The sequence below is a fragment of the Allobosea sp. TBD101 genome, from assembly GCF_059817965.1.
Map to the genome: position 1 here is coordinate 3,710,825 of NZ_CM187543.1, position 18,810 is coordinate 3,729,634.

Sequence of the window (18,810 nt, forward strand, 5' to 3'; positions counted from 1 at the left end):
CTGTGCAAAGGAAGTTGCCAACGAGGCTTGTCAAACGGCTCCGCAATCGGGCATAGAGCCTCTCGCCGGAGACGTGGCCGAGAGGCTGAAGGCACTCGTTTGCTAAATGAGCATACCCCACAAGGGTATCGAGGGTTCGAATCCCTCCGTCTCCGCCACTTCCCCTTCGATTTCCCAATCACGTGGATTGGACACGAAAGCAATCTCGCAGAAGAATCGAGAGTGCGTTTGCGCAGCGCCTCGCGAATCTCCGGCCTTCAGGCCGCGGCATGAACCGCTCCTATCCAACGAATGCGTTAGCCTGGCATCTCAAGCTGGGGGTACCGAGCCCTGAAGGCCGCAGAAGACCACGACCTCGCCCTTCTTGACGGAAATGCCACAGTTGGTGAGCGTGAAAATACCGATGCCGTTTCGAGGCGTCTTGCTGCGCTTTCAGGCCGCCGCCCTGTTCTGAAGAACCCTGACCAACCCGCTCAGGCCGGAGCAGATGGCCCAGTAGGCGGCGCCGGCCAAGAGAAGCATCGGGACCAGCGTGCCGTCGCGCTCGCCGATGCTCACCGTGTTGCGGAAGAAATCGCCGAGCGAGATGACGTAGACCAGCGACGTATCCTGGAAAATCACGATGCATTGCGTCAGCATGATCGGCAGCATGGCGCGGAAGGCCTGCGGCAGGATGACGAGGCGCATCGTCTGATAACGGGTCATGCCGAGGGCGGCAGCGGCTTCGAACTGCCCCTTGGACAGGCCGAGAATGCCGGCGCGGATGATCTCCGCGAAGAAGGCCGTTTCGAGCAGGACGAAGGCGACCATGGCCGAGACGAGCCGGATGTCGATGCTTGGGGAAAGGCCGAAGACCGTTCTCAGGACCTGCGGCACGATCAGGAAGAACCAGAGCAGCAGCATCACTAGCGGCACCGCCCTGAAGAGCGCGACATAGCATTTGGCGAAGAGCTGCAGCGGCCTTCGGCCGGAAACGGCGCAGATCGCCAGAACGGTACCGCCGACGATCCCCCCGGCGATCGCGACCAGGGTGACCTGCAGCGTGACTGCGACGCCGGCCCCGATCACGTTCCTGGCGGCGACGATGCTGTCCCAGTCGAGAGCGAACATGTCAGGCTCCCATCATGCCCGGGAGCCGGGAGCGCCGCTGAATCCACTCCATCAGGCGCAGGATGACGACGTTCAGCCCGATATAGGCGAGCGTCACCACGATGAAGGATTCATAGGGCTGCGCCGTGAAATCGACGAGCTGCCGGGCCTGGCCGCTGAGCTCGAGCAGCCCGATGGTCGACGCCACCGCGGAGTTCTTCGAAATGATCAGGAACTCGGAGGTCAAGGGCGGCAGGATGCGCCGGAAGCATTGCGGCAACAGGACGAGACGGAAGGTCTGCAGCCGCGTGAGGCCGAGTGCCTGCGCGGCCTGGACCTGGCCGTCGGGCAAAGCGGCGATTCCGGCGCGGACCTGCTCGCAGATGCGGGCGCCGGTGAAGAAACCGAGCGCCAGCACGGAGACGACGAAGACCTGGGTGCTCGGCGTGATGCTCTTGATCCAGTCGCCGACGGCCGTCGGCAGCACTTCCGGAACGACGAAGAACCAGATGAAGAACTGCACGATCAGCGGCACATTGCGGAAGAGCGAGACATAGGTCGCTCCGACGGCGTCGCAGAGGCGGCTCGGCCAGGCGCGCAGGATGCCGAAGCCGGTGCCGATGACGAGGGCGAGCAGCCATGCCGAAAGCGTCAACGCCGCGGTCAGCAGCAGTCCATGCAGGATCCAGCCGAGATAGGTCGCGGCCTCGCCGGTCGCCACCGGCTGCAACAGGACGCCCCAGTTCCAATTGTAGCCCATGATCCACCCGGCAATGACGGGGCGGGCAAGCCCGCCCCTCAGGTCAATTGAGGATCTTGTCGTTCGGGGCGGCGAAAAGTGCCTTCATGTCGTCCGACAAGGCAAAATCCAGATTGAGCCCGCGCGGCGGGATCGGCGCCCGGAACCACTTGTCGTAGATCGCGACGGCCCTGCCGGAGGTCTGCAGCTCCGCGATCGTCTCGTCGAGCAACGTCTTGAGCTGCACGTCGCCCTTGCGGACCATGCAGCCATAGGCCTCGCGCGATTGCGGCGTGCCGGTGATGACGAACTCGGAAGCGTCCTTCGTCTTGGCGCGCTCGCCGGCGAGAAGGGCATCATCCATCATCATCGCCTTGGCGCGACCGGTCGACAGCATCAGGAAGGACTCGGCATGGTCCTTGGCGCTGATGATGTTCATGCCCATGCCCTGCTCGACATTCATCTTGCGCAGCAGGATCTCGGAGGTCGTGCCGGCGCCGACGACGACGTTCTGGCCCTTGAGATCGGGGAAATCCGCGATGCCGGCGCTCTTGCGGGCGAGCAGGCGCGTGCCGATGACGAAGAAGGTGTTGGAGAAATCGACCTGCTGCTCGCGCGAGGCGTTGTGCGTGGTCGTCGTGCACTCGAAATCGATGGTGCCGTTCTGCAGCAGCGAGATCCGGTTCTGCGAGGTGATCGGCAGCTTGCGGATCTGGAGGTCGGGCTTGCCGAGCTTCGCCTTGATGCGATCGAGGATCGCCGCGGTCAGGTCCATAGAGTAGCCGACCGGATTCTTGCTGTCGTCGTAATAGGAGAACGGGATCGAGGCCTCGCGGTGGCCGATCACCACCACGCCGTCGTCTGCGATCTTCTTCAACGCACCCTCGAGCGGCGCTGTCTGGCTGGAAGCGGCTGCAGGCATCAGCAGCGCGGCCGCGACAGCGGCAGCGCCAAGGTAAGTGGACAGCACCGTCTTCATCTCGATGATCCTCCCTCGCTAAGAACCGACGATCGACGAGACGTCGATCACGTACATCTGCCGCTCATGCTCGTGCATCGAGTCGATGCAGACGCGGCGGCCGTCCTGGCTCCAGCGCGGATGGAGATCGCAGCGGTTCTCCTTCGACAGGGCCGGATCGGTGTAGAAGCTGCCAATGTCGTGCCGGACACCCTTGGCGATGTCATAGAGGATCAGGATCCGCTCGTTGCTGACGGGATCCGGATAGGTGTCGGTCAGGAGCCAGCGCTGGTCGACCGGCGAATAGGTCATGTGGCCGTTCTCGGTCAGCACGTCCCGGCCGATCACGGACACGCCGACCGGGTCGGTATCGGCGTAGAGATGGTAGTGGATCGAGCCGGCATGCGGGCCCCAGACGATGATGTGGCCGTCGTCGCGCCAGAGCGGATGGGAGATCTGGTATTCCGACTTCTCGTAGTCGAAGGTGCCGACCGCGCCCGGGTCGAAATCCTCCCGCAATTGCGGCAGGGGATGATCGGAGCATTCCAGCAGCCGGATATTGCCGCCATCGGGGTCCATCGTGATCAGCCGGTGCAGGAAGCAGGTCTCGTCCTCGACGCGCTCGGTCCAGCGATGCAGGAAGAGGACGCGGCTGGAGGACGGGTTGATCTCGATATGGCTGACCCAGTGGATCGCCTTGTCCATGGACGGGCGATGATCCAGGGCCTTGAGATCGGCATAGCTGACCAGCAGCCGGGTCTCTCCGGTTTCGAGATCGAGACGGTGGATACCGTCATCGGCCGGGCAAAGCGGCAGGTCGGCGCGACGCCCGGCGAGACCGACATAGCCGATGGTCCTGTGGGTGACGTAAAGCCGCTCGTAATCCACGGTCAGGGCGTAGCGGCCGTTCGGTGCGGCGACGTAGATCGGCGTGTCGAGGTCCCGCGCGTTGCCGCTGGCGAGGTCGAAGATCACCGAGCCGAAGCCGGGATAGAGCCCACGGCCATCACGGGTGCGGACATTGTAGATCAGGCGCTCGCTGCGGGCCGCGTCGAGCCATTGCAACTGGGCGCCCATCTGCCAGTTCCAGGCCGTCGTCCGGCCGCAAGGGTGGAAGGCACCGTCCCCGGCCAGGTCGAAATAGCCGACCTCGGCGGCGCTGTCGGAGGCCAGCTCGAAATCGCGCGCCGCGACACGCTGGCCGAGCAGGAGGCGATCGCCGGCGCCCCAGTTGGTCTTGTCGTAATAGCCGAAGAAATGATGACCGACGCCGCTTCCGACCCGCTGGATCGGGCAGCTTCTCGGGATCGGTTGAACCAGGCTGTGCATCGCCGCCACTTGTGCTTTCGAGGTCCGGGCGGAGCTGCCCGCAGCGGTTCCGTCATCCGAAAGCGGCGAGGAACAGGTCACGAAGCTAGGCCTTCAGGGGGATGCGAAAAAATTCTTTCTCAAAACATTTGTATGCAGAAATGATATATGTCAGGTGCCGTCGACACTGAGAGGATCGCCATGGGCAGGCCGTTGAATTTCCAGCAGATCCAGGTCTTCAAGACGGTCATGGAAACCGGCACGACGACCAAGGCGGCGATCGCGCTCAACACGACCCAGCCTTCGATCAGCCGCAAGCTCGCCGACCTCCAGCAGGCGGCCGGTTTGCAGCTCTTCGAATTGCATCACGGGCGCTTGCGCCCGACACGCGAGGGCCGCCACCTCTACCAGTCGGTCCGCAAGCATTTCGAAGGGCTCGAGAAGATCGAGACCGTGGTCGGCATCCTCCGGAAATCCGGCGCCGGCGTATTGCGCATCGGCTGCACCCCGACGCTCGCCACGGGCCTGCTGCCGAAGGTGATCGACCGCTTCATGCAGCGCTTCCCCGGCACCTTCATCAATCTGCAGACGGAGGCGACGCCGCAGCTTGAGGAACATCTGCGCCAGGAGCTGGTCGACATCGCCCTCACCACCGGGACGATGGACACCGCCTTGTTTCAATGCACGACGATCGCCCGGTCGAAGGCGGTCTGCATCGTTCCTCACGAGCATGAGCTCGCCCGTCTGCCCTCGGTCGATCTCGACATGCTCCAGCGCTACCGGCTGATCCTGCTCAACGATTCCGACAATATCGTCATCCGCATGCGCGAATTGCTCGCCGAGGGAGGCTATCCCGAGGATGTCGCGGTAGAAACCAACTCGTCGATCACCATCTGCGCGCTGGTTGCAGCCGGTGTCGGGATCGGCGTCGTCAATCCCTATGTCGCCAACACGTTTTCCGGGCAGTTCGCGATCAAGGAGCTCAATCCGCCGATCCCGGTCGAGGTGCTGCTGGCGCAATCGATCACGATGGCGCCGTCGATGCTGACCAAGGCCTTCTCCGAGATGCTGGCTTCGCCATAGGCATCTCGGAGATCGGACAGGCGTTCAGGCTTCGCGCTGCGCCATCGTCGTGACACGATCGAGGATCGTGTCGGTCTCGCCGAGCCAATCGGACATCCGCGCCTCCATGAACAGATCGGGAGCGATGCCGAAGCCGTCATACATCTCGCCGCTCTTCTGGAAGGACGCCATCGTGGACAGCCGCACCTGGATGCAGCTGTTCGGCAGCAGGAAGGGAATGCTGTTGCCGCTGCGCCCGTTACTCGTCGAGCCGATCAGCGTGACGTTGCGCCAACCCTTGAAGGTCGAGACGAAGATGTCCCCGGCGCTGCCGACGCCCCAGTCCATCAGGAGGTAGACCGGCCGGTCGTAGTGCAGTTTGCCGGGCAAGGCGCTCAGCACGCCGTAATACCAGTCGGTGAAGTCGCCCTCAGGCACCTGCCACTGCGGGTGGAATCCAGCCAGCAGGGCTTCCAGAGCGGTCTTTTCGTCGGCAGGGCGGCCCGGGTCGGCACGGAAGAACATCGCCTTGTCCTCGACCTTGAGCAGGTCGATCAGGGTCTGGACAGGCGTATCGGCCGGCGCTCTCAACCGCGCGACGTTATGGATGTAGGGGCCGTCCTCCGGCGTCATGAAATAGGGAAAGAGCGCAGACAGGCACTCGCGCGTCCCGCCGCCGCATTGTCTTGCGTCGATGATCAGTGCGTCGGTGTCGCGCAGGGGCGCCATCAGCGCGTCGACACGCGCGGCGAGAGTGCTGTCGCTCTGCGAATAGATGCGGAGATAGCCGATATTCCCCGGCCGGACGCCGCTTTCGTTCGACAATGGCAGCAACGGCCCGGACATCTCCAGCGCCTCCGCGACCGGGACCATGACAGTCCTGGTCGAGCGATTGGTCGTGTCGCACAGCTCGAGCGCGATATCGGAAGCCTCCGGCAGCCCGAGCTCGCGACGCATGTAGCCGACATGGCGAAGCAGCCGCAGGCTGCGCGCCAGGCGCTGCGAGCGCGAGGCATAGGGGCCGCTCGTGATGTCGCCGGCCTTTTCCAGCCATTGGAAGAACGGCCGGCCGTCGATGGAGCTGATGAACGGGTGCTCCGCATCGAGCAGGCGCCGCGTCTGCGGATCATAGGCGAAGGCAAGGTTGTTCTCGATGCCGACCGCGAAAGGGCTGACGCCACTCGGCAGCTCCTGCATCCAGTCGACGACCTGGGCGTGGGAATCGCCGAGATGCTGGACGAGCTTCTGGATCTGGAGGGCGAGGTTGCGGATCGAGACCTGCTCCGGCAGTTGCGCGGTCATCGCGTCGATGGCCCGCTCATAGGGATAAGCGACCGCCGCCACATAGGAATGGCGGTCCCGGATGATGTCACGCAAGGCCACGAGGTCGGCCGCGGCCTGCTTCCGCGTGAGGAGGGTATCGCGGGGACCGCCGTCGAACAGCCGATTGTTCAGGAAAGGTGCGAAGGGATTCATCAAAGCAGTTACCTCGACGGTCGGTATCGCTGCGCTACCGGGCGGATCATCGCGAGCGGGGATCGAAGGCGCGCCGGACGGCCTCACCGAGCATCACCAGCGCCAGCACGGTGACGGTCAGCACCAGGCTGGGAAAAAGCAGCATATGCGGCGCGGTGGCGAGATAGGGCTGGGCGTCGCTGATCGCAGTGCCCCACGAGATCACCGGCGGCTGCAGCCCCAGGCCGAGATAGGACAGGGTCGCTTCCGTCCCCACATAGCCGCCGAGCGAGAGCGTCGCGAGCACGAGCAGCGGCGCGACCGAATTCGGCAGCACGTGGCGAAGGGCGATCCGGAGACTGCTTGCGCCGGCGGCGCGCGCGGCATCGACGTAGTCGGCATTCCGCGTTTGCAGCACGCTGGCGCGCATCAGCCGCGCCTCCGTCGCCCAGCCGAGCAGCGACAGCACCAGTGCGAGACGCAGCACGCCGCTGCCGGAACTGCCCAGCGTGGCGAGGATGACGATCGCTCCGAGCAAGGTCGGCAGGCCGAGGACGACATCGGTGACGCGCGAGATGACGGCATCGACCACGCCGCCCTTCAGGCCGGCCACGAGCCCCAGCATTCCGCCAATGAAAGAGCTTCCGAGCGTCGCCAGAAGCGCCACGGACAATGAGGCACGGGCACCGTGGACCGTCCGCGCGAACACGTCGCAACCCTGGATGTCGAAGCCGAACCAGCTTCCGTAGGCAGGCGGCTTGCGTGAGTTCAGCAACATGCAGCGCTGCGGATCGACATTCGTGAAGAGGCCCGGCGCGACCGCCATCGCGACGAGGATCACGAGGATCACAAGCGCGACCCAGACGAGCGGCGACCGGCCGAGTTGGGCCAGCGCCTCGCCGGTGAGAGAGCGGCTGGGCCGGCGCGGCTCTGTTCCGGCGGGCGGAGCAGCCTGAAGACAATCAGTCATAGCGGATCCGGGGGTCCAGGACGGCGTAGGAGAGGTCGACCAGGAGGTTGATGAAGAGATAGGCGACGACGACCACGGTGACGGCGCCGACGATGGTGATGCCGTCATGGCTGCGGATCGACTGGACGATCAGCCCGCCGACGCCGCTGATGTTGAAGACGCCCTCGACCACGACCGCCCCGGCGAGCAGGCCGCCAATATCCTTGCCGATATAGGTCACGGCCGGGATCAGGCTGTTGCGCAGGGCATGCACGACGACGATGCGCGCCTCGCCGAGCCCCTTGGCCCGGGCCGTGCGGATATAGTCGCTCTGCATGCTCTCGATCACGGCTGACCGCGTCAGGCGGGAGAGCGTGACCTGATGCGCCAGCGCCAGAACGATGGCCGGCAGCAGGAGCTCGGCGAAACTCGTCGGATCGCTCACCGTCACCGGGAACCAGCCGAGGCGGACGCCGAAGACGAGCTGCGCCAGATTGGCGATGACGAAGCTGGGAAAGGCGATGATCCCCAATCCCAGCATCATGGTCGCGGTGTCGAATGTCTTCCCCGGACGCAGGGCCGCGACGACGCCGATGGTGATGCCGAGCAGCACCTCGATCAGCACGGCCAGGAGCGCCAGCCGGACCGTCGCGGGAAAGGCCGCGACGAGCTGCTCTGAGACATCGCGCCCCGTGAAGGAGCGGCCGAGGTCGCCGCGCCCGAGATCGGCGAGGTAGTATCCGTAGCGGACGATCAGCGGGCGATCGAGTTTGAACTCCTCGGTCGCTGCCGCGACGAAGGCGTCCGGGCATTCCCGATCGCCGCATTTGCCCGCGAGCGGGTCTCCCGGCATGCCCCAGGCCAGGAAGAAGACGACGAAGGTCGTCCCCAGGAACACCGGGATGAACTGCAGCAGCCGGCGCAGGATGTAGCCCGTCATGTCGTCGCTCGCATGTCTCGGCCGTGGCGGATGCTCCGCCTCAGTCCTTCAGCAACAGGGCCGAGTAGTCGATGCGACCGTTGGCGTAGAGCGTGACGGAGCGCACCTTCGGCGAGTGACCGACGGTCATGGCCGGGTTCCAGAGCGGCACGCGCGGCATCTCCGCGGTGAGCATACGCTCGGCCTCCCGATAGGTCTTGATCGCGGCGGAGGTCTCTTCCTTCGCGGCCTTGTCGAGCAGCGCATCGAAGGCGGCGTTTTCATAGGCGCCCCGGTTGGACGTCCCATCCTTCGAGTAGAGCGGGATCAGGGCATTGTCGATCGAGGGGTAATCCATGGTCCAGTTCGAGGGGAACGGGCCATCGGCCTTGCCGGAGCGCGTGAACGAACGGAACGTCGCGTTGTCGGACAGTGCCGAGGTCACGCAGGCGATGGACAGCGTGTTCTGGATGCTGTTGCAGACCGCATCCATCGCGGATTTCACCTCGCTGTCGCCCGCATAGTAGAGCTTGATCTCGCCCTTGTAGCCGCCGGCCTGCGCCAGCAGCGACTTGGCCTTCTCGGGATTGAAGCTGCAATATTCGCCGCAGGCTCCGGGCTGGTAGCCTTCGGTGCCCGGCGGAACCCAGCCGGTGGCGGGCTGCCCGATGCCGTTGAAGAGGATGTCGACGATCGCCTTGCGGTCGATCGCCATCGAGAGCGCCTGCCGGATCGCCGGCTTCAGCAATTGCGGGTTGGCGTCGGTATAGGGCATGCCGAGCGCCTGGATATTCGCGCGCGGCTGGATGACGGCGCGACCGCGCAGGTCGCGCTTCCAGAGATCGGCGACGAGTTTGGAAGCGGGAATGTCGCGCAGCAGGTCGAGATTGCCGGCGACCAGATCGTTATAGGCCGCCTCGCGGCTCGTATAGATCCTGAGGTCGACCCCCTTGATCGAAGGCTTTGCCGGCCCTGAATAGCCGGGGAAGGCCGCCAGCTTGTATCCGGAATCCGGCGCGCCGGAGACGAACTGGAACGGCCCGGCGCCGATCGGCTTCCGGCCAAACGCCGCGGGATCGGCGAAGAAGGAATCCGGCATCGGATAGAAGGCCTTGTAGCTGAGCTGGGCTCTGAAGACAGGCACCGGCATCCTCAGCTCGACCTGGAACTCATGGTCGCCGATGACCTTGAGACCGCTCATCCGGTTGGTCGCGGGAACCGGCGGCTTCTCGCCCTTCGGTGCCTTCGGATTCAGATCGCCATAACCGACGATGACGGAGAACCAGTCATTGTTCGATTGGCCGTTGGGGCCGTAGGCCGCCCAGTTCCAGGCATCGACGAAGTTCTTCGCGAGCACTTCGGTCCCGTCGTGGAACTTGCGTCCCTTCTGAAGTTTGACCGTCCAGGTCTTGTTGTCGGCGGTCGTGATCGACGCGGCGACATCCTCGATGATCGCGCCGGTCTTCGCGTCGGTCGTGACGAGCCCGGCGAGGATCGGCTGCAGGATGTCGGAACCGCAGCTCTCGTTGGTGTTGGTCGGGATCAGCGGGCCCGCCGGCGTGCAGGCCGAAACGGCGACCCAGCCCGGCTGAGGAGCCTGGGCGTGGCCAAGCGAGATGCCCGCCATCAAGGTTCCGCATGCCGCCGCGAATTGCAGGGCGGCAACGCCAGTCGAAAATCGGGTCTGCTTCATGTTTTCCTCCCAGAAATTTGGGTCAGCAACGCGCTGCGCAGCGTCGAGCCACCGGACCCGCCCAGCCGCCAGTGCCCCTGTTGCTTTTGTTGGAGCGGAGCGCCACCCGGAGCCGTCCGGCGCAAGGCATCGAACAGACAGGTCGAAGGATAGGGCTTGGAGGAAATACGGAAAATTCTTTTACAGAACATCTGTATGCAGAAATGATATGTCGACCGCTGGGCGCCCGGCGACCAGGCAGGGGCACTGCGGCTGAACATCCCGCTCAAGACCATCATTGAGTGATGAGCGAGAGCATCAAGGGCGAAGCCCGACCAGATGCTGGCAAGTGAAGTCCGAGAGCCCGCGCCTGTTCGGAGCCGGGCATGAAAGACCCAGTTCAGATGGTCGAGTGGAGATGGAGCAAGTCCAGACGAAACGATTGCCCACGCGGATTGGAGCAACGGCCCGAGGTTGCCCCCCGCGCGGCTTCAAACGCTTCCGGACGCTTCCTTCCGCGGGTCGGCCTCGACCAGATATTCGATGTGCCGGCGCCCGGAGGCTCCCGGGCGGATAGAAACCGCGACGCCGAAGATGCGTTGGATCGCCTCGGCGGTCAGGACCTCCTCCGGCGCACCCGCCGCCTGAAGACGCCCGTCATGCAACAGCGCGATCTCGTCGCAGAACATGGCGGCGAGGTTGAGATCGTGCAGCGCCATGATGCAGGTGATGCCGAGGCGTCGGACCAGGCTCAGGATCGAGAGCTGGTGCTGGATGTCGAGATGGTTGGTCGGCTCGTCCAGGATGAGTTCGCTCGGCTCCTGCGCGAGCGCGCGGGCGATATGGACGCGCTGGCGTTCCCCTCCCGAAAGCGTGTGCCAGAACTGATCGTGGCGCTCGGTGAGCCCGACCCGCGCCAGCGCTTCGTTCACGGCGCCCTCGTCGGCTTCGCTCCACGAGGCCAGCGCCGCACGATGCGGCGTGCGGCCGAGGCGGACGACATCGCAGACGGACAGCTGAATCTCGGTGGTCGCCTGCTGCTCGACGAAGGCGAGGCGGCGGGCCAGCTCGCGGCGGGGCACGCTGGCGATGTCGTTTCCGTCGAGGGTGACGACGCCGCTCGCGACGTTGCGCAGGCGGCAGAGCAGCCGGAGCAGGCTCGATTTTCCGGAGCCGTTGGGGCCGATCAGGCCGAGCACCCGGCCGGGTGCAGCTTCCAGCGTCACACCGTCGACGATCATCCGGCCGCCGGCACCCCAGCGGACCTCGCGGGTCGCGAGCGTCATGCCGGCCTCCGGGCGCGGTAGAGGATGAGCGCGAAGACGGGTGCGCCGAACAGCGCTGTCACCACGCCGATCGGCAGGATCTGCTGGGGTATCAGGATGCGGGAAAGGATGTCGGCCAGGATCATGAAGATCGCGCCGATGACGAGACAGGCTGGCAGCAAGCGGGCATGGCCGGAGCCCACGAGGAAGCGCGCGGCATGGGGAATGATCAGCCCGACGAAGCCGACCGTGCCGACGATCGAGACCATCACCGCCGTCATTACCGCCGTCGTGGCGAAGAGCACGACCTTCACCCGCGTGACGGCGACGCCCAGCGAAGCTGCGGCGTCGACGCCGAAGGCGAAGGCGTCGAGCGCCTTGGCGTGCAGCATGCAGATGCCGAAGCCGATGAAGGCGACCGGCGCCGCCATCCAGATGTCGGGCCAGCGCACGCCGCCGAAATTGCCGAGCAGCCAGAACATCACACCGCGCGCCTGCTCGGCGCTGGCGAGCGTCGTGACGATCGTGGCGGTCGCCGCATTGAAGAGTTGCGAGGTCGCGACACCGGCGAGGATGACGCGATCGCTCGCCCCGCCCGCCCCTGCCGCCAGCAGCGCCACGACGACGAGCGCAGCGCAGGAACCGATGAAGGCGCCGGCCGAAACGGAGAGCACCGCGCCGCCGATGCTGATGCCGAGGATCAGCACCGCGACGGCGCCGGTCGAGGCGCCGGCCGAGATGCCGAGGATATAGGGTTCTGCCAGCGGGTTGCGCAGCAGGGCCTGCAGGATCGCGCCCGACAAGGCGAGTGCGCCACCGCAGAGCCCCGCCATCAGCGCGCGGCTGAGGCGATAATCGAAGATCACGCCCTGCTGGATCGCGCTGATGGGAAAGTCGAGATCGAACAGCCCGTTGCCGAGCGCCTTCAGGGCCGTATCCAGCGGGATGCGCATCTCGCCGATAGTCACGGCCAGCGCGACCGAGAGGATCAGCGCCAGCAGCGAGGCCAGCGCGATCGCGACACGCGCCGGCCAGTTCGGCCCATGGGCGGCGTGGCTCAACGCGAGAGCCCGAATCCGGCGATCGCTTTGGCCAGCGTCTCGATGCCGTCGACCGTGTCGAGCCCGGCGCGGGTCGCACCGACATCCATGATGACGACGCGGTTATTCTTCACGGCGTCCAGCTTGCTGGCGACCGGATCGGTCTTCAGGAACTCCAGCTTCTTCTCGATATCGTCGGCCGGGAAGCGGCGGCGATCCATCTTCACGGTGACGATCACGGCGGGGTTGGCAGCGGCGATGCTCTCCCAGCCGACCAGCGGCCATTCCTCATTGGTCGTGATGACGTTGCGGGCGCCGAGCTTGGAGAGGATATAGGCGGGCACGCCGTTCTTGCCGGCCATGAAGCCGTCGCCCTTGATGTCCTTGCTGGAGAACCAGACGACGACCGGAACGTCCTGCGCCTTCAGCTTCGAGACCTGCTCGACGGCCTTGTCCTCGCGCGCCTTGAGCTCGGCGACGAGCGTCTCGGCCCGATCGGCGACATCGAAGATCGCGCCGAATTCGCGGATGTTGCGATAGACCAGATCCATCGTGAACATCTGGGTGCGGACGCCGTCGCCGGCACCGGAATTGTCCTTGCCGACGCAATCGGTCGGGGAGACGTAGGACGGCACCTTGACCTTGGCGAACTGGTCGCGCTTGCCGACGATGCCGTTGGGCCCGACATGCCATTCGAACATCGCGGTGACGAGATCGGGCTCCTGCGCCAGCACCGCCTCGAAGCTTGGGTCGTTATCGGCGAGGCGCTTCACCTTGGCATTGACCGCCTCATAGGGCTTGGCGACCGGCGAGAACCACACCGCCGTGCCGACGACGCGGTCGCCAAGGCCGAGCGCGTAGAGGATTTCCGTCTGGGTCTGGCCGATCGCGACGACGCGCTTGGGCGCCGCGTTGAAGGTGATCGTCTCGCGGCAATTCTCCAGCGTCAGCGGATATTTGGTCGGCGCCGCAGTGGCCGTGCCGGCGGCGAGAGCGCCGAACAGCGCGGCGACCGACATGCGAAGCAGGGAATTGAACGGGCGCGCTGCCGGCATCGAGGCCATCCGAAATGTAACAATGTTGCATTTCTGATAGAATGCGCGACAGGCAGCCGTCAAGCCGCCCTGAGCGGCCGGTGCAGTGGTCTTCGTGAACATGGATTTCATCGCTCCCCGAGATGACGGCCGGGGCAGCTTTGGCATGTGGGACGGAAAGGCGGCACAGGGCCACCATCGACTCACAAGCTCCGGAAAACCCCGTCCGAAAGACGTCTTCGACGACCGGGGCAGGTCTCCTGGCTCGCGGGTCGATGCCTGTTCCGCCCGGCCTTCCCGGCGCGTCAGGCGCCAGTGGACGATGGACGGAGAGCTCGCCGCTTACAGTTGCGGGGGCAGCCTCGGCTTTGGCGCGGGTCGCACCTCACCGAATTCCCTCTTAGCTCCGGGAGCAACCCGGAGAACCTCGATCGGCGCACACCCTATAAGGGCGTGGCGCTGCGTCAAGCGAACATCGCGTCAGAGACTTGACGTGCTGTAGAGCCTCTTGCCGCCGACGGAGATCTCGACCTCCTGCAAATAGCTGCGCAGCGCGGTCGTCGCGACCTCGATGCCGAGGCCCGGCGCATTAGGGGCCGCAACCTGCCCGTTCGCGTCGCGCTCCAGATGATTGGCGGAGATCGCGGTGGCGAGCGGCTTCGGCATGGCCGGGTATTCGCAGATCTCGTGATCGGCGAGGCCGGCATAGGGCTGGAGCGAGGCCGAGAGCGCCAGATGCGAGGTGAAAGTGTGGTTGACGAAGGTTACGCCCTTGGCGACCGCATAATCCGCCACCGCCTTGGACGGACCGATGCCGCCGATCCGGCCGCAATCGATCTGGACATAGCCGATGCCGCCATAATCGATGAGCTGCCGGGCCATGGATTCGTTATGGGCGCCCTCCCCACCGGCCAGGCGAACCTTGGGGCTGCGCCTGGCGAGCGCGCCATAGGCTTCGAGCGCGCTGGCGTGGAACGGCTCCTCGAACCAGAGCACGTTCGCCTTCTCCATCGCGGGCAGACGGGCGGCGGCGCGCTCGACATCCTCGATGAAGATCTGGCCGGTATCGACGAGCAGGATGCCGTCCTGCCCCAAACCCTCGCGGGCGGCGACGAAATGCTCGGCATCGGCCTCGACGCTGCCGCGGCCGATCGGCCCCCAGCCGAACTTGGCGGCGCGGAAGCTACGTTTGCGGGCATCGCGGGCGCGGTCGAGTGTCTCCTGCGCCGTGTCGCCGAACAGGACCGAGGCATAGGGCGTCTTGGGATGGCTCTTGGCATAGCCGAGCAGGCGCCAGACCGGCTCGGAGCGCATCTTGCCGAGGATGTCCCATAAGGCCATCTCGACGCCGGAGAAGGTATGCGGCGCCTGCAGCAGGTCCATCGAGTTATAGGCGACGGCAGCAGCGATGCGGGCGATATCCTCCGGGCCTTCCAGCGTCTGGCCGAGCACGGAATCGGCGACCGGCCGGCAGACGCCATGCGACATCGGACAGATGAAGGCGGCGATGGAGGGCAGTGGCGCCGCCTCGCATTCGCCCCAGCCGACATGGCCGCCGGCGGCGACCCTGACCAGCAGCGCATCCTGGCTGCCGTCGGCTTCGTCGGTGACGACGGGCATGGCGAGATAGAAGAAATCGACGGCCTCGATCCTGGGCACAGGTCTTCTCCTCACAGTTCGTAGATCGTGGCGCGGGGCGTGAAGGTGACACCCTCGTCGAGCGGGTAGATCGGCCGGGCGCAGATGGTGTGACCCAGGCTTTTCAGGTTGGCGGAGGTTGCGCCGGGCGCATCGATGTTGAAGTTCCGCGCGCACCACTGGTCGAACATGTGGAACTCGGTGTGCGGCGACTTCACCACGATCAGGTCGAAATCGGTCGGGTCGATGCCGTTGGCGTAATACATCGCCCGGTCGAACAGGCTGACAGAGCGGCTCATCACAACGACGGTAACGTTGTCCCAGGTCAGAACCGCGGTCGGCCCGGCTCTCAGGGGCGCTTTCATCGTCTCCAGCGCCGCCTCGCCATCCGAGAGCAATTTGACCTTGGCCTTGACCTTCATCGGCGGGAAGCGGGCGGGATCGATCGAACCGCCGAGCGCGACCTCGATCGTCGCGCCGACTCCGGCCTTGTGCGCAGCAGCCGCAGCCGGCGCGTCGACGATCTGGGCCAATACACGCTTGCCGTAGCCGGCCTTGCGCAAGGCGGCGAGGATCAGGTTGCTGTCGCCGGAGGCACCGGATGAGGTCGCGTCAGCGGCATCGGTGAAGATCACGGGACCGTCGATGCTGCGGGCCTGCGCGATGGCGCGCTCCAGCGGGACGAGCTTGCCCTGCATGCGGAAGCGCAAGGGCCAGAATTCCTCGGCCAAGCGGATCGCCTCGCGCTCGGCCGTCGCCTTGTCGCCATCGGTCAGGATCAGCACTTGCGAGCACAGCTCGGGCACGTCGGTGAAGGGGTTGCCGATCATGATGCCGGCCGCGAGCGCCCGCCCCTCCTCCTCCAGCCGGCGGCATTCGGCCAGAAGCTCGCCATAGCAACCGGTCTTGGTGATGAGCTCGTCGCCGCGCACCAGGGCCGGAATGACGACGCGGGCAGCGATGGGTTTGATGCCGCCGGCCATCAGCTTCAGCAGGAGTTCGGCCGCGCGGCGTCCGGTATCGGCGAAATCGACATGCGGATAGGTCCAGTAGATCGCGAAACCATCGACGTTGCGGAGCATGCGGTCGGTCAGGATGCCGTGCAGGTCGAGCGAGATCACGATCGGCATGTCCGGGCCGACGCGCTCGCGCAGCTTCTCCAACAGGTAGCCTTCGGGGTCGAGCTCGCCATCGCTCCCCATCGCGCCATGCAGCGAGACATAGATGCCATCGATGTGGTCGAGCTTGGCAAAGATGGCAGTGAGGATTTCCTCGGAGAGCTTCTTCCAGCCTGTCGCCGAGAGCGGCCCGGCGCTGCCGGAGCGGGCGCAGATCGTCGGCACGATCTCGATATCGGGCCTCGCCTCGAAGACCGCGAGCGCGCCGCCGAGTTCCTGGTTCTGGCCGCGCTGGACGTAAAGCCCTTCGCCATGATGGATCAGGAAATTCTCGTAATGCGACGGCAGCGGGTTGAAGGAGGAGATCTCCTGCTTGCAGTCGGCGATCAGGATGCGCTTCATCGGGCGGCTCCTAGAGGCTGTTAGTGACCATGGGAGGGATTTGACGCTGGCGATTTTGCGCGAATGCAAGGAGTTCGAGGACGCAAACCTTCCGGTTTGCTACGAAGAACGACACGGCAGTCGCGCAAAAGCGCCGCGCCCTCCGGGTGAGGTGAAAACCGCAGAGCTGCAGCGTCGCACCGCTTGCCGATACCAGTGGTATCGGCGGCGCGATGCTCCTCCCATCTCTGCGGTTTTGACCTCATCAGATGCCTCCCATGGTCACTAACAGCCTCTAGGGGTCAGAATTTCAGGCGGGGGTCGAGCACGTCGCGCAGGCCGTCGCCGAGCAGGTTGAGGCCGAGCACGCAGGCGATGATCGCGAGGCCCGGAAACACCGTGATCCACGGGGCCTCGCGCATGAAGTCGCGCCCCTGGGCGATGATCGAGCCGAAGGAGGCCGCCGGCGGCGGCGGACCGGCGCCGACGAAGGAGAGCGCAGCCTCGGCCAGCACCGCGATGGCGAAGACATAGGTCAGGCGCACGATCAGCGGGCCGGCGACATTGCGCAGCACATGCTTGAACAGGATGGTCCATTCGCCGACGCCGATCGAGCGGGCGGCGGCGATGTATTCCTGCTCCTTTTCGAGCAGCACCGAGGCGCGCACGATGCGGGCCGTATGCGGCGTCGTGGCGATGGCGAGCGCGATAACGACATTGGTCAGCGAGGCTCCGAGCACCGCCGAGACCACCATGGCGAGCACGATCGACGGGAACGCCATCAGCGCGTCCATGATCCGCATGATCGGCTGGTCGAGCCGGTAGAAATAACCAGCGATCGCGCCGCTCAGCGTACCCGCGATTCCCGCCAGCACGACGGTGCAGGCACCGATGGCGAGCGAGATGCGGGCGCCGATCATCACGCGCGAGAGGATGTCGCGACCGAAATGGTCGGTGCCGAACCAGTGCACGGCGCTTGGGGCCGCAAGGCGGGCGCGGACATTGCTCTTGAGCGGATCGAAAGGCGTCAGCCAATCGGCGGCAAGCGCGACCGCGACCATCAGCAGCACCAGCACCGCCCCGATCACGAAGGAGCGGTTACGGAAGAGGCGCCCCCAGAGGGCGCGGCCGACGAGAGGCGTGCCCTGCATCAGGCCAGCCTCACGCGCGGATCGACCACGGCGTAGAGGATGTCGACGACGAGATTGATCGCGAGATAAACCACCGCGAGGAAGAGCAGACCACCTTGCAGCACCGGGAAGTCTCGCGAGGCGATGGCGCCGACGATCAAGCGGCCGATTCCGGGGATGGAGAAGACCTGCTCGACGATGACCGCGCCGCCGAGCAAGGCGCCGGAGACGATGCCGATCACGGTGAGGATCGGGATCATCGCGTTGGGCAATGCATGGCGCAGGACGACATGCAGCTTGGCCAGCCCCTTGGCATCGGCGGTGCGGACATAATCCTGCGAGAGCGTGTCGAGCATCGAGGCGCGCGCCATGCGGGCGATGAAGCCGACCTGCACCAATCCCAGCGTCAGCGCGGGCAGAACCATGCCGCGCAGCCACTGGCCCGGCGATTCCATGAAGGGCGTGAAGCCGCCGCTCGGCAGCCAGCCGAGCGCCACCGCGAAGACCAGCACCATGACGAGGCCGAGCCAGAAATCCGGCACGGAAAGCCCGAGCAGGGCCGTGGTCATCACCGCCTGATCAGGCCAGCGGTTGTGATTGACGGCGGCGATGATGCCGGCCGCGACGCCGAAGAAGACGGCGAAGGCGAGCGCCAATGCCGCCAGCGAGAGCGTGACCGGCAGGCGCTCGATCAGGGCGGCCGTGACCGAGCGGTTGAGCAGGATCGACTGGCCGAGATCGCCGCTGAGGATGCGCCCATACCAGCCGAACATCTGCTGCGGCAGCGAGAGGTCGAGCCCGAGCGCACTGCGCAGCTTGGCGACCTGGTCGGGTGTCGCCGAAGCGTCGAGGAAGGCTGCCGCCGGATCGCCCGGCACCAGCCAGATCAACGCGAAAGACATCAGCGAGACCAGGACGAGCACGAGAAAGGCGCCCGCGAGCCGGCGGATCAGGAAATGTCCCATGCCGCTCCTCGTCGAGTGAAAGGTGAAGGCGCCGCCGCCAGGCGGCCCGCAGGGTCAGACCAGCGGGCCGGGTTCGCTTCCGAGAGCC

General features: G+C 65.5%; 16 protein-coding genes, 1 tRNA gene and 1 riboswitch. Of the genes, 2 read left to right on the plus strand and 15 right to left on the minus strand.

Features of this window, described 5'->3' with window-relative positions; all coding sequences use genetic code 11:
* Positions 1 to 67: 67 nt before the first annotated feature.
* Positions 68 to 158, plus strand: a tRNA-Ser gene (locus tag AC6RIC_RS18055).
* Between the two features lie 274 nt (positions 159 to 432).
* Here the strand turns inward: AC6RIC_RS18055 and AC6RIC_RS18060 are convergent.
* The 4 genes from AC6RIC_RS18060 to AC6RIC_RS18075 are packed head-to-tail and all read right to left on the minus strand — an operon-like array spanning position 433 to position 4,115.
* Entirely contained in the window at positions 433 to 1,110 is a 678-nt protein-coding gene (locus AC6RIC_RS18060; RefSeq protein WP_499733356.1) for an ABC transporter permease subunit, read from the minus strand.
* A 1-nt stretch (position 1,111) separates the two neighbouring features.
* Positions 1,112 to 1,849, minus strand: a complete 738-nt coding sequence (locus AC6RIC_RS18065; protein WP_499733357.1) for an amino acid ABC transporter permease — start codon at positions 1,847 to 1,849, stop codon at positions 1,112 to 1,114.
* A 43-nt stretch (positions 1,850 to 1,892) separates the two neighbouring features.
* Positions 1,893 to 2,807 (minus strand): glutamate/aspartate ABC transporter substrate-binding protein, encoded by a 915-nt coding sequence (locus AC6RIC_RS18070; RefSeq protein WP_499733358.1) that lies wholly within the window; start codon positions 2,805 to 2,807, stop codon positions 1,893 to 1,895.
* Positions 2,808 to 2,825: 18 nt separating this feature from the next.
* Positions 2,826 to 4,115: a hypothetical protein gene (locus AC6RIC_RS18075; protein ID WP_499733359.1), complete on the minus strand. Its 1,290-nt coding sequence runs from the start codon at positions 4,113 to 4,115 to the stop codon at positions 2,826 to 2,828.
* Between the two features lie 147 nt (positions 4,116 to 4,262).
* Here AC6RIC_RS18075 and AC6RIC_RS18080 point away from each other — a divergent pair, with 147 nt between their 5' ends.
* Positions 4,263 to 5,177 (plus strand): LysR substrate-binding domain-containing protein, encoded by a 915-nt coding sequence (locus AC6RIC_RS18080; protein ID WP_499733360.1) that lies wholly within the window; start codon positions 4,263 to 4,265, stop codon positions 5,175 to 5,177.
* 24 nt (positions 5,178 to 5,201) lie between these two features.
* On the opposite strand, the gene AC6RIC_RS18085 is transcribed toward AC6RIC_RS18080, so the two are convergent.
* The 11 genes from AC6RIC_RS18085 to AC6RIC_RS18135 all read right to left on the minus strand — a co-directional run bounded on the left by AC6RIC_RS18085 (position 5,202) and on the right by AC6RIC_RS18135 (position 18,722).
* Positions 5,202 to 6,632 carry a S41 family peptidase gene (locus tag AC6RIC_RS18085; protein WP_499733361.1) on the minus strand — a complete coding sequence of 477 codons (1,431 nt, stop codon included), beginning with the start codon at positions 6,630 to 6,632 and terminating at the stop codon, positions 5,202 to 5,204.
* 46 nt (positions 6,633 to 6,678) lie between these two features.
* Positions 6,679 to 7,581: an ABC transporter permease gene (locus AC6RIC_RS18090; protein WP_499733362.1), complete on the minus strand. Its 903-nt coding sequence runs from the start codon at positions 7,579 to 7,581 to the stop codon at positions 6,679 to 6,681.
* Positions 7,574 to 8,500, minus strand: coding sequence for an ABC transporter permease (locus AC6RIC_RS18095; protein ID WP_499733363.1), 927 nt, complete (start codon positions 8,498 to 8,500; stop codon positions 7,574 to 7,576). The genes AC6RIC_RS18090 and AC6RIC_RS18095 overlap by 8 nt, the downstream gene beginning before the upstream one ends.
* A 40-nt stretch (positions 8,501 to 8,540) precedes the next feature.
* The gene (locus AC6RIC_RS18100; RefSeq protein ID WP_499733364.1) at positions 8,541 to 10,172 is read right to left on the minus strand and encodes a peptide ABC transporter substrate-binding protein; all 1,632 of its coding nucleotides are present in this window, start codon (positions 10,170 to 10,172) and stop codon (positions 8,541 to 8,543) included.
* A 470-nt stretch (positions 10,173 to 10,642) separates the two neighbouring features.
* Complete coding sequence (locus AC6RIC_RS18105) at positions 10,643 to 11,437, minus strand: ABC transporter ATP-binding protein (protein ID WP_499733365.1); 795 nt, start codon at positions 11,435 to 11,437, stop codon at positions 10,643 to 10,645.
* The gene (locus AC6RIC_RS18110; RefSeq protein ID WP_499733366.1) at positions 11,434 to 12,477 is read right to left on the minus strand and encodes a FecCD family ABC transporter permease; all 1,044 of its coding nucleotides are present in this window, start codon (positions 12,475 to 12,477) and stop codon (positions 11,434 to 11,436) included. The genes AC6RIC_RS18105 and AC6RIC_RS18110 overlap by 4 nt, the downstream gene beginning before the upstream one ends.
* Positions 12,474 to 13,511: an ABC transporter substrate-binding protein gene (locus tag AC6RIC_RS18115; RefSeq protein ID WP_499733367.1), complete on the minus strand. Its 1,038-nt coding sequence runs from the start codon at positions 13,509 to 13,511 to the stop codon at positions 12,474 to 12,476. The genes AC6RIC_RS18110 and AC6RIC_RS18115 overlap by 4 nt, the downstream gene beginning before the upstream one ends.
* Positions 13,512 to 13,723: 212 nt before the next feature.
* A riboswitch (cobalamin riboswitch) is annotated at positions 13,724 to 13,935 on the minus strand.
* Between the two features lie 35 nt (positions 13,936 to 13,970).
* Positions 13,971 to 15,149 carry a mandelate racemase/muconate lactonizing enzyme family protein gene (locus AC6RIC_RS18120; RefSeq protein WP_499733368.1) on the minus strand — a complete coding sequence of 393 codons (1,179 nt, stop codon included), beginning with the start codon at positions 15,147 to 15,149 and terminating at the stop codon, positions 13,971 to 13,973.
* 11 nt (positions 15,150 to 15,160) lie between these two features.
* Positions 15,161 to 16,648, minus strand: a complete 1,488-nt coding sequence (locus AC6RIC_RS18125) for a M81 family metallopeptidase (protein WP_499733369.1) — start codon at positions 16,646 to 16,648, stop codon at positions 15,161 to 15,163.
* Between the two features lie 281 nt (positions 16,649 to 16,929).
* Positions 16,930 to 17,778: an ABC transporter permease gene (locus AC6RIC_RS18130; protein ID WP_454657536.1), complete on the minus strand. Its 849-nt coding sequence runs from the start codon at positions 17,776 to 17,778 to the stop codon at positions 16,930 to 16,932.
* The gene (locus AC6RIC_RS18135) at positions 17,778 to 18,722 is read right to left on the minus strand and encodes an ABC transporter permease (protein WP_499733370.1); all 945 of its coding nucleotides are present in this window, start codon (positions 18,720 to 18,722) and stop codon (positions 17,778 to 17,780) included. Before AC6RIC_RS18135 ends, AC6RIC_RS18130 begins: the two co-directional genes overlap by 1 nt.
* Positions 18,723 to 18,810: the final 88 nt, after the last annotated feature.

Bases quoted from the DNA above. Each gene is read 5' to 3' on its own strand.
- AC6RIC_RS18105 (WP_499733365.1), bottom strand. From the start codon at position 11,437: ATGACGCTCGCGACCCGCGAGGTCCGCTGGGGTGCCGGCGGCCGGATG.
- AC6RIC_RS18095 (WP_499733363.1), bottom strand. From the start codon at position 8,500: ATGACGGGCTACATCCTGCGCCGGCTGCTGCAGTTCATCCCGGTGTTC.
- AC6RIC_RS18060 (WP_499733356.1), bottom strand. From the start codon at position 1,110: ATGTTCGCTCTCGACTGGGACAGCATCGTCGCCGCCAGGAACGTGATC.
- AC6RIC_RS18090 (WP_499733362.1), bottom strand. From the start codon at position 7,581: ATGACTGATTGTCTTCAGGCTGCTCCGCCCGCCGGAACAGAGCCGCGC.
- AC6RIC_RS18075 (WP_499733359.1), bottom strand. From the start codon at position 4,115: ATGCACAGCCTGGTTCAACCGATCCCGAGAAGCTGCCCGATCCAGCGG.
- AC6RIC_RS18125 (WP_499733369.1), bottom strand. From the start codon at position 16,648: ATGAAGCGCATCCTGATCGCCGACTGCAAGCAGGAGATCTCCTCCTTC.
- AC6RIC_RS18135 (WP_499733370.1), bottom strand. From the start codon at position 18,722: ATGGGACATTTCCTGATCCGCCGGCTCGCGGGCGCCTTTCTCGTGCTC.
- AC6RIC_RS18100 (WP_499733364.1), bottom strand. From the start codon at position 10,172: ATGAAGCAGACCCGATTTTCGACTGGCGTTGCCGCCCTGCAATTCGCG.
- AC6RIC_RS18130 (WP_454657536.1), bottom strand. From the start codon at position 17,778: ATGCAGGGCACGCCTCTCGTCGGCCGCGCCCTCTGGGGGCGCCTCTTC.
- AC6RIC_RS18080 (WP_499733360.1), top strand. From the start codon at position 4,263: ATGTCAGGTGCCGTCGACACTGAGAGGATCGCCATGGGCAGGCCGTTG.
- AC6RIC_RS18085 (WP_499733361.1), bottom strand. From the start codon at position 6,632: ATGAATCCCTTCGCACCTTTCCTGAACAATCGGCTGTTCGACGGCGGT.
- AC6RIC_RS18065 (WP_499733357.1), bottom strand. From the start codon at position 1,849: ATGGGCTACAATTGGAACTGGGGCGTCCTGTTGCAGCCGGTGGCGACC.
- AC6RIC_RS18115 (WP_499733367.1), bottom strand. From the start codon at position 13,511: ATGCCGGCAGCGCGCCCGTTCAATTCCCTGCTTCGCATGTCGGTCGCC.
- AC6RIC_RS18070 (WP_499733358.1), bottom strand. From the start codon at position 2,807: ATGAAGACGGTGCTGTCCACTTACCTTGGCGCTGCCGCTGTCGCGGCC.